Genomic DNA, 13,235 nt, shown 5'->3' with positions numbered 1-13,235 from the left:
TACGCTGTCGTTAAAGCGGCATTACCTTGAGCACACTGTCGGCCGACAATAGCTGGGGGGTGATGACGACGCCGTCCTGGATGCGATCCATCCCGGCGAACACGATCTTGTCACCGGTGTGAATGCCCTGGTCTACCAGATAATAGTTGGTTGTTTTTCCGACGATATGCAGGGGTCTGCTGACTACCTTGTTGCTATCGCCTACGGCAAACACGAACACTTTGTCCTGCAGGTCGAAGGTGGCGGTCTGGGGCACGGGGATCAGGTTCGGGTTGTCCTGCGGGATACGCACTTTACCCGTGCTGCCGCTGCGGAGCAATCCTTCGGCGTTGGGGAAGATGGCTCTGAAGCTGATGGTCCCCATGGTCTTGTCGAATTGTCCTTCTACGAGTTCGACCCGGCCTTTTGCCGCATAGATGCTCTTGTCGGCCAGTTCCAATTCTACCGGCGGCAGTCCTTTGATCTTATCGTTGACCGTCTTTCCGGCCGACAGATTGGTAAATCGGAGGAAATCGCTTTCGCTCATCGAGAAATAAGCATATACTTCTTTCACTTCGGAGAGCACGGTCAGCGGTTGGGCTTCGCCTTTACCGACGAGGGCGCCGGTTTTGAAGGGAATGCGGCCGATGTACCCGCTTACGGGAGCTTTCAGTAAGGTATAGCCCAGGTTGATCCCGGCGTTGTTGTTCTCGGCTTCGGCCTGGCTTACCTGTGCTTTTGCGGCATCATAAGCGGCTTGCGCGGCTTTCAGCTGAACGTCGGAGATAACCTTGTTGTCTACCAGTGGCTGCAGGCGATGAACTTCGATGGCTGCTTTTTCCAAATTGGCCTTTGCGGCTTCTATGTTGGCCTGGCTGTTGTGAACCTGTGCGTCGTAGGGCCGGTCGTTGATCTTGAATAATGGCTGGCCTGCCGAGACATGGGCACCTTCTTCTACATAGATCTTCTCGAGGTAACCGCTTACCTGGGGGCGGATCTCAACGTTTGTCTTGCCTTCTACCGTGGCCGAGTAGGTGAGGTAGGTGGTGGCCGGAGCTGTATTGATCGGGAGCACTGGTAATGTCTGTGGCGGGGGGGTGGCCTGTGTACCCTGGGCCTGGTTACAACCGCTGATATATATGGCAGCGGCTATTAAAATTGCGGAAAACACTAGATACTTTCTCATAACCTTATTAAATTGTTTAATGGTGTTAAATCAAACGCTAGGAAAAGACTTTTGTTCATAATATCTACCACTGTTAAATAAAAAAGAAAAAAATTTTTGGTTTCCTACAGCAATGACGAACGGGCTTCTTTCAACAAGACAGTTGAACCGTCGTTTTTGGGACAATCGCGGGTAAAAATGTTTCGGCACGGCGCCTGGCAAGTTGTGCGCCGGTTTCAGCGGCTACCTTAGAGGGGCTAGTTCTTCAGGCTACGGGTGATGCCGGTGATGGCATCTTTTAAGATCTGCCGGTTTATTTCATCAGAGGTGCCCTGGCGGACGATATTGATAGAGACCAGACCGTGGATGATCGACCAGTACGTATAATATTTGGTACAGACCCGATCGTCTTCGATATCGCCGATGCCCATCAGTTCGGCGATGGGGCCGGCGGCGATATCATAGGGGGTTGATCCCGGCGGGAGTAGTTCGTCCATAATACAACAGTTCATTTCCACTCCGAACATCAGCTGGTAATATTCCTTTTCTGCGAAGGCAAAATTCCAGTACGCCAGCCACATGGCTTCGAGTTGATCTTCCAGTTTTTCGTGTTTGTTCTTAGCCTCGTTCATTCTGCAGGACAGCAGCATAAATCCTTTCTTTGTCAGTTCGAGCAGGATGGCTTCTTTATTGGCGTAGTATTCGTAGATGATCGGGGCGGTATATTCTATTTTGTCCGCGATCTTGCGCATACTTAGCGCCTGCCATCCTTCATCTTTTACGATGTCGTGTGCAGCATCCAGGATGTTTACCCGGGTTTGCTCTTTTAACCGATGAATTCTCTCCTTACTCCCCATGTGGTTTATTCCCGCCTTTCGGGTCCCCACCTCCCGATGGGTTTTACTGGCGTAAATTATTTAACACTGTAAAATTAGTACGATTTTTTGATTCCTTCCAAATATTTTTTTGGGAGACCGGATGGTTTTATGGCGTCCGCGTACCCCTTCGGGGGCGGGTTAGGTGGCATGCAAGCTCTTGACGGAGCTCGGAATTTCCGACTTAATATATTGAAAATCAATAATTAACAGACCTGGAGTGACCTGACCGATGATGTTGAGCGCTGACGGCGAACTCACCGTAGCCGGTCGGTGCTTTTAACGAGCTTTTCGTCTTTGCGGATCCCGCGGGCGGCCATGAACAGCAAAACCGGGATTGCCAGGGACAGGAGCGCGCCGAGGCTATAGCTGCCGGATTCGAACGGGGGAACGCCGCTTTTCCACCAGTAGAGGAGGATATTGAGCAGGGACAGGAAGAGAAGGCCGATGGTGATCCAGAGTTGTTTCTTTCTCACCTTGAAGTTGAAGATATTGATAAGGGTCCCAATTATGAGGATCACCGTGACGATCAGGATCAGAACGCTGCCCGAGCCGGCACTGACCGAACCGGCGCCAAAGGTCGGCAGGGCTTTCACCTCCAGCGGGGCTATCCCGTTGAGGCCTACTTTCATATTTCCGAAGTAGAAGGCGAATTTAAAAGTCAGCGCGGCGCAGATAAGCGCCAGCAGCATCCAAAGCGTTTGTTTTCGTTGCAGCATAGGTTAAAGTTCCGGGTATAATGGGAATTGTTTCATGAACGCATTCACGTCCCCACGCATCGAAGTGAGCACCTCTTCTTTTTCCGCGTTGATAATTGCCTTGTCGATCATCTCCACCACGGTCGCCATATGTGTTTCTTTCATCCCGCGGGTAGTGATGGCCGGCACACCGACCCGGATACCCGAAGTGATAAAGGCGCTCTTGTCATCGTAGGGGACCATATTCTTATTGACGGTGATCTCCGCTTTACCAAGCGCGATCTCCGCCTTCTTGCCGCTGATATTCTTGTTCCTGAGGTCGATCAGCAGCAGGTGGTTATCCGTGCCGCCGGAGACGATATGATAGCCTTTTGCGAGGAAGGCGCCGGCCATCGACTGGGCATTGGCGATAATCTGTTTGGCATAGACGGTGAAATCATCCGACAGGATCTCACCGAAGGCGATGGCTTTGGCTGCGATGACATGCTCGAGGGGGCCACCCTGGGTACCGGGGAACACGGCCATGTCGATGAGATTGCTCATCGGGCGGATATTGCCTTTTACATCCTTCAGTCCAAATGGATTTTCGAAATCCTTTTTCATCAAGATGATACCGCCGCGGGGGCCGCGGAGGGTCTTATGGGTAGTCGACGTTACGAAATGGCAATGGTCGAAGGGGCTGTTGAGCAGTCCTTTTGCGATGAGCCCGGCGGGGTGCGCCATATCGCACATCACAAAGGCGCCGATGCTGTCGGCGATAGCTCTGATCCGGGCGTAATCCCACTCACGGCTATAAGCGCTGGCGCCGCAGATGATCAACTTTGGCTTTTCTTTTTTGGCCACGGACTCCATCATTTCATAGTCGACCTTTTCGTCCGATTTGCGAACCCCATAAAAGACGGGGCGATACAGTTTGCCGGAGAAGTTTACGGGCGAGCCGTGTGTCAGATGTCCGCCCATGCTGAGATCGAGCCCCAGGATGGTATCGCCGGGTTGGAGGATGGCCAGCATCAGTGCGGCATTTGCCTGGGCGCCGCTATGCGGTTGAACATTGGCATATTCACAGGAGAAGATCTGTTTCAGCCGATCGATCGCCAACTGCTCTATCTGGTCTACGATCTCACAGCCACCATAATATCTGCGGCCGGGATAGCCTTCTGCATATTTATTGGTGAGTACGGTACCCATGGCCTGCATCACCGCCTGGGAAGTGAAGTTCTCGGAGGCGATCAATTCTATTCCATGACGCTGACGTTCCAATTCTTTCCGGATGAGATCAAAGACCAAGGTATCGTTTTGCATGGCGCAAAAATAAGTCAAAAAGAATAATTTTCACTATTTTACACGCGCAACCGGACACAGTAGCACAGTCCGGGCACTCATACGACATGAAAGCGATCATTCCCGTAGCAGGCGCTGGAACTAAATTACGTCCGCATACGTATACGCAACCTAAGGCATTGATCCCTTTAGCTGGCAAGACTATCCTCTCCATTATTGTCGACCAGTTGATGGAAGCCGGAATCACCGAATTCATCTTCATCATTGGATATCTCGGCGAAAAGATCCAGGATTTTGTAAAGCAAAAGTATCCCCACCTGACGGCGCATTTCGTTTATCAGAACGAACGTCACGGTATCGGGCATGCCGTCTTGCTCACCCGGGGCATCGTCGGCGGTGATGAGATATTTATCGTGCTGGGTGACACGATCTGCGAATACGATGTGAAAGACGTGCTGAGCCAGCCGCATTCCCTGCTGGGAGTGAAGCGGGTGGATGACCCGCGTAATTTCGGGGTTGCCGAGCTGGAGGACGACGGCAGCATCGACCGGGTGGTGGAGAAACCGCAGATCCCCAAATCGAATATGGCCCTGGTCGGCATTTACCGGATAAAAGAGACGGAAGTGCTTTTCAATTGTCTGGAAACCAATATCGCCAATCAGGTCACGAGTTATGGCGAATACAATCTTACCGACGCGATCGAATGCATGATCCGGAACAACGTCAAATTCCGGGCGTTCAAAGTGCAAAACTGGTTCGACTGCGGCAAGAAGGAGACCTTGCTGGAATCCAATGCCAAGCTGCTCAAGAAATTCGGGGGGACGATCGCCCCGGAGCACCAGTTCGAGAATACCATTATCATTCAGCCGGTAAGCATCGCTCCGGGCTGCGATATCCGGAATTCCATCGTGGGGCCCAATGTGGCTATCGGGGAAAAGACCCGGGTGAACTATTCCATCCTAAAAGACTCTATCATCGGCTCTTTTGCCGACCTGTATGATATCGTGCTGACCCATTCCCTCATCGGCAGTGATACGGAGGTAAAGGGCGAATCCCGCAGTCTGAATATCGGGGACAATACCGAGATCGATCTGGGGGAGTCCTGAGGGGACATTGGATCCCCGGGAGACTTAGCGGGCCACAGATCGGGAGTTGCGACCGGCCGGAAAAATCCCCATTTACCGCGGAAAGCGAATTTGCTCAACTGCAAAAATTGAGCTAAATTGGTCTTGCGCAAAACTGACATATGGGCACCCCTCGAAAATTATTGTTCCTCCTCCTGCTGGCTCCGCTGTCGCTGATGGCGAAGGCCAATTCAGGTAAATTGGAGGGTGTGCTGAATGGCTATGTGACGGATGCCATTACCAAGAAGCCGTTGTCCGGCGTTACTGTCTCCGCCTTTGTCCCCGGTACGAATAATCTCAAAGCGGTCCTCACGGATGCGGATGGCTATTTCCGGTTTCCGGAACTTCCTGCCTCCCAGGTTACTGTTGAGTTTAATAAGAAGGGCTATCAGCCTTGCCGGAAACCGAATATTTCGATAAAGGAAAAGGCCCCGCCGATAACGGTCAACATCGAATTCACTCCAGCGGAGATGCAATATGAGTCGGGCAAAAGCGAATTCCCCATTCTTCGAATGCTTGAAGCCAGCTAAGGATCATCGGACATATATGAACGAATAAAGAAACGGGACTGAGAACAGTCCCGTTTTTCTACTACACATGAGGCTTAAAATCTATCTGATAATAATGCCTGCCGAAATTTTGGGGCCGGAAAACCGATAGGTTTCCAGCAATTGTTGATGCTCCGCATCCTTCTATCCGGGCGGGTTTTACCGGGCCCGGCGCTTTACGACACCTTTCGTATAAAAGTACGCAGCAGGGGCCGGAATGTTGCACCGAACCCCAGTCTTTTTTTACCATTCATCCTTTGGGCAAACTTTGGGCAAAACGTGTCCGTCTCCCCGGGGAGAGGTGGTCTGCCTACTTACGGAATGCCCATTTCCACATCGTCTTCCAGGTGGGTTTTTTCCCGTACATGAGGATGCCCGTTCGATAGATCTTACCGGCCAGCCAGGTGGTTCCCAGGAACCCGAGAACGAGGAACAGCATCGAAAGCCCCAGCTGCCAATACTCGACCGTGGATGGGACGCCAAAGGGGATCCGCGCCATCATAACGATCGGACTGCTGAAGGGGATGATGCTGGCCCAAACGGCCAGTGGTCCGGTAGGATCCTGGATGGCGGCAGTCATAATGAAAAAGGAGAAGATGACGGGAAGCGTGATCGGCATCATCAGCGATTGGGCTTCCTGCGGGTCTTCGTTGACGGCGCTGCCGACGGCTGCGAAAAGTGCGGAGTAGAAGAGATAGCCGCCTATGAAGTAAAAGAGAAAGCAAAAAAGGATGAAGGCCCAGTTGGCGGTGTCGAGGGTGTTCTGGAATTGGGCGATCTTCTGTGCGGCATCCCCCGCCCTGGCGACGGAAGCGCCATTGGTCATCGCCCCGGCTTGTTGCAGCTGTTGCACTTCTTTCATTGTATCATGGGGGATGAATCCCTGTGCGACGAGGGCTAACCCGCCGAGCAGCACGACCCATAGCAGGAATTGGGTCAGGCCTACCGCTCCGATGCCGGTGATCTTGCCCATCATCAGTTGGAAGGGCTTTACCGAGCTGATGACCACTTCCGCGATGCGGTTGGTTTTTTCTTCCATGACACCCCGCATCACCATCGCTCCATATACAAAGGTGAGGATATAGATAAGTATCCCGCTGACATAACCGATGCCGAAGGAAAGTCCCTGGTTGGAGGCTTTTGACAGCTTGCCGTTGTCTTCATAGGATTTGATGTTAGCCAGGTCGGAATTTTTGCGGATGCTATCCAGTTTGGCCCGGCTGACGGCGGTCTTTTCGAAAATAAGCCGGTCGGTGATGGCATTGCTGATCCGATGGTCCAGGTCATCCATGCCCGCCAGTCCCAATTGTTTCTTATACTTCAACCTGCAATCCGTCTTTTGACCTTCGTGCAGGAGGGGGATGATCAGCACGGCGGAAAAGCCCTTCTGGCCGTAGTTGAGCGTGTCGATCCCCGGAGAGAAATCGAAGCTGAGCGCGCTATCGCTTTTGAGATAGTCCTTAAAATACCCGTTGGCATCTATCACGGCGATCCGGTTACGGGAATGGGTTTGCATGGAGATCGCCACCGACCCGGCGATGAACAGAATGATCACCAGTGGAAAGAGAAAGGTGGAAAGCAGGAACGTTCTGTTACGAACGCGGGTCAGGTATTCCCGCCGTGTGATCAGCCAGATCTTACTCATAAGTTGATGTTTTGAAACTGTCTGGCCAGTGGGGTGCCCTCGACCAGCCGGATAAAGATATCACTCAGGGAAGGCAGGATCTCCATAAAGGAGGTGATGCTTTCGCCTTTTTGGATAAAATAGCTTAGTACGTCATTGGGCCGGTGGCCATCGGCGATCTTTACCACGAGCTGACCGTCCATCTGGCCTACGACGGAGAAGGCGGGTGACGCGGTGGCGGCGTTTGCATCGGCGGCGACGAGCCGTTCCAGGCCGATGCGGAAAAGGTTTTCCTTGAACTGTTGTTTCACGCCGTGTACGGTGCCGTCGAGAATTTTCTTTCCTTTATTCATCAGGATGATGTGGTCACAGATCTCTTCCACCTGTTCCATGCGGTGGGTGCTGAAGATGATGGTCGCGCCATTGCGCGCGAGATTGTAGATCTCGTCCTTTATAAGATTGGAGTTGACGGGGTCGAGGCCGCTGAAGGGTTCATCGAGGATGATCAGTCGCGGATCATGCATCACTGTGGTAACGAATTGCAGTTTTTGGCCCATGCCCTTGCTGAGATCTTCCACCTTTTTGTTCCACCAGCTTTGCATCTCGAATTTGATAAACCATTGCTTTGCCTTTTGGAGCGCATCGCTCCGGCTGAGACCTTTTAGTTGAGCGAGGTAGACGGCTTGTTCGCCGATCTTCATCTTCTTATAGAGTCCCCGTTCTTCGGGCATATAGCCGATGCGCAGGACATCGCTCATAGGATCGAAAGGCCGGCCTTCGAACTGGATGTTTCCGGAATCGGGATAGAAGATCCCGGTGATCATCCGGATGAGCGTCGTCTTGCCGGCGCCGTTCGGTCCCAGCAGGCCGAAGATGGAGCCTTTGCCAAGCTGGAAACTGACCTTGTCCACGGCGGTTTGCGTCGCGAATGTCTTTTGCAGGTCGTTTACTTCCAGGATATTCATAATAGAAGATTTATTACTTATTTGAGAGGTTTGTCGCAAATGACCTTTGATTGTTACAGGCCGGCGACTCTTACGGGCTGACGACCTTTACATTTTGGCGACCGTTACAGGCCGGCCACCCGATCGGCGACTCTTTCCCCGTCCATGGCGGCGCTGACGATCCCGCCGGCATAACCTGCTCCTTCGCCGCAAGGGAAGAAATTTTCGATTTGCGGATGACAAAGGGTTTCCGGATTGCGGGGGATACGGACCGGGGATGAGGTTCGCGACTCTGTGGCTACGATAACGGCTTCATTGGTGAAATAACCTCTCATCTTATCCCCAAACGCCTTGAAGCCGCCCCGAAGGTCTTCAAAGATAGTCGGTGGCAGCACTTTTTCCAACGGCACGGAATGGAGTCCCGGCAGATAGGAGCAGGAGGGGAGATCGGCCGAGACCCGGCGCGCAACAAAATCGGCCATTCGTTGTGCGGGCGCCGCGAATTTGCCGCCACCGGCCGTGTATGCTTTTTGTTCCACGCTTTGTTGAAAGGCGAGACCGGCCAGTGGGCCGAACCGGTGGAAGGGCGCCAGGTCCATCTCTCCGACGCTTACGACGATGCCTGAGTTAGCATAGGGATTGTTGCGGCGGGAAGGCGACCAGCCGTTGACCACCACTTCTCCCTCCGCGGTTGCCGCCGGTGCAATAATACCGCCGGGACACATGCAAAAGGAGAAAACGCCTTTGTGGTCGACTTGTTCCACGAGGCTATAGGCGGCGGGTGGAAGGAAAGGTGAAGGTGTCCGGTATTGGATATTGTCGATCAACTGCTGGGGATGTTCGATGCGTACGCCAAGCGCAAAGGATTTGGCCTCTATGAGAATATGTTTTTGATGCAGCAGGTGGAAGATGTCTCTTGCGGAGTGGCCGGTGGCCAGGATAACGGCATCGCCATCGAAGCTGTCGCCGTCTGCCGTTCGCACCTGGTGGATGCGTTGATCCTGTAGAAGAATATCTACAACTTTTTTCCCAAAAAGAAAAATGCCGCCGCATTCCACGATCTGTTGACGCATCGCCTGAATAATCTGTGGAAGTTTGTTGGTGCCGATATGCGGATGCGCGTCGACCATTATCGAAGCGTCTGCGCCAAACTGGACCAGCAGTTGCAGGATTCTGCGGATATCCCCGCGTTTGTTGCTTCGGGTGTACAATTTGCCATCGCTGTACGTTCCGGCTCCGCCTTCGCCAAAACAATAATTACTTTCCGGGTTGATGACCCCATCTTTGTTCAATGCGGCGAGATCACGGCGTCGGGCGCGAACATCTTTTCCTCTCTCCAGGAGAATAGGCCGGATGCCATTCCCGATGAGTCGCAATGCGGCGAAAAGACCTGCCGGACCGGCGCCGATAATCACTACCTGCCGATGGGCTTTTGACACATCGGGGAAAGCAATCGGTTCAAAGCTTTCTTCCCGAAAAGGCTCATTGATAAATACCTTCACCGTTAGGAGAATGTGAGGCTGACGGCCCCTGGCGTCTATCGATCGCTTTATCAATTGATAACCGTTGATCTCTTCCCCCCGTCTTGCGGTAGCCCGGGCAATGTATTCCCGGAGAGTGGTATCGTCGGCCGCTTCCGCCGGCAGTAACTTGAGTTGGAGTGTTTGCTGCATGTTGCAGGTTCAAAAATAAGATAAATAGTTCTGCCTGTTTGAGATATAATCCTAATCGTTTTAATACGAAAAATGTGGGGTCTATTCTTTGAAAAAAAAAATCCCGGATTGGAATATGCAATCAAATTATTTGTATCTTCAATCACCTCACAACAAACTCTACATATATGAAGAAAGGTTCGTTTACATCGAAGCTCACGTCTTCCTTCTTCATACAAAGTAGGTTTAAAACATCCCGGCAGGGTCAACTGCCGCATTACGCCTGGATCCACTACTACTGTCGTTCTATGCCCCGCGGAGGTGGTTGCTTTGCAATCGTCTCCAACTCGCATCGATGTGAATAAGTCCAAAAGAAACGGTTTTCGAAAAGAATAAAAAAGGCCTCGACGGGGTGTCAGATTCTTTTGCACAGTTATTGTTTTAGTCAAGCTGGACATGAGTTTTGTAGAAAAAAAATGACTTGAATTTTTCGACTATCAAAACTGTATCCAAAGCAAAAAAAACAAGTGAATAAAAAATTTTTTATTTCAGTAAAAGTTTTGATATTCGCCGCCCTGCGCAACTTTTTAGAATCCGGTTCCTTAGAACAGTTTAGAAATTACAATTCATAAATCGGCATAAAAATTGGTTACTGAATAATGGCAAAATCGTTTGACAAAGTTTGGAACAGTTGCTTGGAGATAATCAAGGATATAGTGGAGTGGCAGCATTATAAAACGTGGTTCGAGCCGATTAAGCCTGTTGAATTAAAGAACAACGTCCTGGTGATACAGGTCCCCAGCCAGTTCTTTTACGAATACCTCGAAGAGCACTATGTAAATTTATTAGCAAAGACCCTGAGACGGATCTTGGGAAAGGATGCGATGCTGGAGTACAGGATCATGGTGGATAGCGGGAATCATCAGAACAAGCCTTTGACAATGGACGTTCCGGCTCATGGGTACAAAACCTTTTCCAACAACGAAATGGATTTTCCGCTTATCATAAACAATCCCGTCAAGAATCCCTTTGTGATCCCAGGGCTGAAGAAGATGCAGATCGATGCTCAGCTGAACCCGGTGTACACCTTTGATTCTTTCGTCGAGGGCGATTGCAACCGTGTTGCACGCCGGGCGGGTAAGACGGTTGCGGAAAAGCCGGGCGCCAATTCCTTCAATCCCCTGGTTATTTATGGTGGGGTTGGGCTGGGGAAGACCCATCTGGCTCAGGCGATCGGCAACGAGGTAAAGCGGCTTCATCAAAACAAGGTGGTTTTATACGTGAGCTCAGAGAAGTTCATCAACCAGTTTGTGGATCACAGCCGCAACAATGCCATCAACGACTTTATTCATTTCTATCAGCTGGTGGATGTTTTGATCATCGACGACGTTCAATTCTTCAGCCGGGCCGAGAAATCCCAGGATGCTTTCTTTGCGATCTTCAACCATCTTCATCAGTCGGGGAAGCAGCTTATCCTTTCTTCCGATAAGCCGCCCAAGGATCTCGACGGACTGCAGGAAAGGCTGCTCAGTCGTTTTCGCTGGGGGCTCAGTGCCGATCTTCAGATCCCCGACTATGATGTCCGGATCGACATCCTGGAGCGGAAGATGAAGAATGACGGGCTTGAGATGCCAAAGGAAGTGGTCAAGTATCTTGCTTATAATATCAACACGAATGTCCGCGAGTTGGAGGGGGCATTGATCTCACTTTTGGCACAATCTTCGCTCAATAAGAGGGAAATCGACCTGGAATTGGCAAAAAAGGTGCTCCGTAATTTCGTGAAAACTAGCAGCAAGGAGATTACCATCGAAACAATACAGCGGATGGTATGTGAATATTTCGATGTCTCCTATGATAAATTACTGCAGAAAACCCGCAAACGAGAGATCGTTCAGGCGAGGCAGATCACTATGTACCTGGCCAAGGCTTTTACGAAGAATTCTCTCAAGACGATCGGCGAGCATTTTGGCGGCAGGGATCATACTACCGTCATCCATTCCTGCCAGACGGTGAAGGATCTTATGGATACGGACAGTCTCTTTCGGGAGAATGTGATGGAATTACAACAGAAGGTTCAGCTTGCCGCGATGTAAAAATTTTGCTTATAGACCCAAGGATACATGCCCATCCCCTAGCGGGATGGGTTTTTTTGTTGGGGGATGGCTGGGGGCAGGCGGCGCCTGGTGGGCTTAGGCGGCTGCGCAGTGGGGCGCGACTGGTTCGCGCGGCGGCGCCTGGCCTGAACTTCAAGCCGGTTTGGTTGTCGTGTTGCCAGGGTCGGTCGATCCGCCGCCATTCGCTGTCTGTCAAGGCTCAACAAAAAAACCGGAGGGCATTTTGGGCAAAACCGCAATTAATCTTTATTTTTGCCTCCCCTTTCGATTTTTGGACTATTTATGGTGAAAGGGATGATGGAGAGGTGCCTGAGTGGCCGAAAGGGCCGGTTTGCTAAACCGTTATACGAGCTTAAACTTGTATCGAGGGTTCGAATCCCTCCCTCTCCGCAAGACTAATTCAATGCCCCGCCCTAAGGCGGGGCATTGTCATTTTTGGAGCGTTGTCGAGCTTGGCTCGAACAAAAGCGCAAAAAATGACAATGAAAGTGAGCGAAGCGAACGGGCATTGAATTAGTCTTAAGCCCCCCACAAAGGGATCGGCGAAGCCAATCCCTCCCTCTCCGCAAGCGATTCAATGGCCCCGGCTTTGCCGGGGCATTTTTTATGTGCGCCAGGCATGTGTATCAGCTATAGGGTGCAAGTCCCGAAAGCGCTTTACAGTAGGGAGCTTTAGCCAAGAGCAAGGGTGTCGTGGGGGACCACGAATCTGAAGGAAGCAGGCGGCAAACGTTCGAGCCTACGAACAGAAACTGCATATAAGGCGGGATTGCATGGATAATGTTGCATAAGAAACAGAAGTCCGATACTGTACAGAAAGCAATTACGTAAATGCAGAGGCTACATGAACGGAAAGCGGATACACTTACCCTGGGAGGTCTGCGAACGAATCCTCGTTCAAGGCAGAAGTCAGCCGAAGCCGTAGTAGGAAGGGAACGAGCCGTCTCCCGAAGCAAAGGGTAAAGACGGAAGCCTCACAGACAAACCGAAGGGCCGAATGTTAGCATGGCGAAGTAATTAAGCAGTCTGTAGCGAAGCGGAAACAACGGAACCACGTAAGAGAACTTCCGGATTGAGCGGACGCCGGAAGCGGAAGCCATGCGGGAGGAGTTGAGCGGAGTTATGCGACCAATAAGGACAACGCCCGGTGTAAACCTTTTTTTTTAGTAGTATGCTGGAAGAAATACTCGATTATCGGAATGTACAAAAAGCCCTGAAGCAGGTAATAAGG

Annotated in this window: 10 protein-coding genes and 1 tRNA gene; 4 read left to right on the top strand and 7 right to left on the bottom strand. The window is 51.4% G+C overall.

Annotated elements, in window-relative coordinates; translation table 11 throughout:
- Positions 1 to 10: 10 nt before the first annotated feature.
- The 4 genes from VGM48_RS16525 to glyA all read right to left on the bottom strand — a co-directional run bounded on the left by VGM48_RS16525 (position 11) and on the right by glyA (position 4,019).
- Positions 11 to 1,165, bottom strand: coding sequence for an efflux RND transporter periplasmic adaptor subunit (locus tag VGM48_RS16525; RefSeq protein WP_331581091.1), 1,155 nt, complete (start codon positions 1,163 to 1,165; stop codon positions 11 to 13).
- 236 nt (positions 1,166 to 1,401) lie between these two features.
- Positions 1,402 to 2,031: a TetR/AcrR family transcriptional regulator gene (locus tag VGM48_RS16520; protein WP_331581089.1), complete on the bottom strand. Its 630-nt coding sequence runs from the start codon at positions 2,029 to 2,031 to the stop codon at positions 1,402 to 1,404.
- A 245-nt stretch (positions 2,032 to 2,276) separates the two neighbouring features.
- A complete protein-coding gene (locus VGM48_RS16515) occupies positions 2,277 to 2,738 on the bottom strand; it encodes a DUF4293 domain-containing protein (RefSeq protein ID WP_331581087.1) in 462 nt (153 codons plus the stop codon).
- A gap of 3 nt (positions 2,739 to 2,741) precedes the next feature.
- Positions 2,742 to 4,019, bottom strand: a complete 1,278-nt coding sequence (gene glyA, locus VGM48_RS16510) for a serine hydroxymethyltransferase (protein WP_331581085.1) — start codon at positions 4,017 to 4,019, stop codon at positions 2,742 to 2,744.
- An 86-nt stretch (positions 4,020 to 4,105) separates the two neighbouring features.
- Here glyA and VGM48_RS16505 point away from each other — a divergent pair, with 86 nt between their 5' ends.
- Both VGM48_RS16505 and VGM48_RS16500 read left to right on the top strand, forming a co-directional pair.
- Positions 4,106 to 5,104 carry a sugar phosphate nucleotidyltransferase gene (locus VGM48_RS16505; protein WP_331581084.1) on the top strand — a complete coding sequence of 333 codons (999 nt, stop codon included), beginning with the start codon at positions 4,106 to 4,108 and terminating at the stop codon, positions 5,102 to 5,104.
- 140 nt (positions 5,105 to 5,244) lie between these two features.
- On the top strand, positions 5,245 to 5,652 hold the full coding sequence (locus tag VGM48_RS16500) for a carboxypeptidase-like regulatory domain-containing protein (RefSeq protein ID WP_331581082.1): 408 nt from the start codon (positions 5,245 to 5,247) through the stop codon (positions 5,650 to 5,652).
- A gap of 328 nt (positions 5,653 to 5,980) precedes the next feature.
- Here the strand turns inward: VGM48_RS16500 and VGM48_RS16495 are convergent, their stop codons facing one another.
- From VGM48_RS16495 to VGM48_RS16485, 3 genes are all read right to left on the bottom strand, one after another.
- Positions 5,981 to 7,315 (bottom strand): ABC transporter permease, encoded by a 1,335-nt coding sequence (locus tag VGM48_RS16495; protein WP_331581080.1) that lies wholly within the window; start codon positions 7,313 to 7,315, stop codon positions 5,981 to 5,983.
- Positions 7,312 to 8,259, bottom strand: coding sequence for an ABC transporter ATP-binding protein (locus tag VGM48_RS16490; protein WP_331581078.1), 948 nt, complete (start codon positions 8,257 to 8,259; stop codon positions 7,312 to 7,314). Before VGM48_RS16490 ends, VGM48_RS16495 begins: the two co-directional genes overlap by 4 nt.
- Positions 8,260 to 8,363: 104 nt before the next feature.
- Positions 8,364 to 9,911: an NAD(P)/FAD-dependent oxidoreductase gene (locus tag VGM48_RS16485; protein ID WP_331581076.1), complete on the bottom strand. Its 1,548-nt coding sequence runs from the start codon at positions 9,909 to 9,911 to the stop codon at positions 8,364 to 8,366.
- Between the two features lie 638 nt (positions 9,912 to 10,549).
- Between VGM48_RS16485 and dnaA the strand changes: the two genes are divergently transcribed.
- Together dnaA and VGM48_RS16475 are read left to right on the top strand one after the other, a co-directional pair.
- Complete coding sequence (gene dnaA / locus VGM48_RS16480; RefSeq protein WP_331581074.1) at positions 10,550 to 11,983, top strand: chromosomal replication initiator protein DnaA; 1,434 nt, start codon at positions 10,550 to 10,552, stop codon at positions 11,981 to 11,983.
- A gap of 320 nt (positions 11,984 to 12,303) precedes the next feature.
- A tRNA-Ser gene (locus VGM48_RS16475) sits at positions 12,304 to 12,394 on the top strand.
- Positions 12,395 to 13,235 lie beyond the last annotated feature (841 nt).

The sequence above is a fragment of the Puia sp. genome, from assembly GCF_036500295.1.
Classification (GTDB): Bacteria; Bacteroidota; Bacteroidia; order Chitinophagales; family Chitinophagaceae; genus Puia.
The sequence above is the reverse complement of the archived record's forward strand: the minus strand, read 5'-3'. Positions and strand labels throughout refer to the sequence as shown.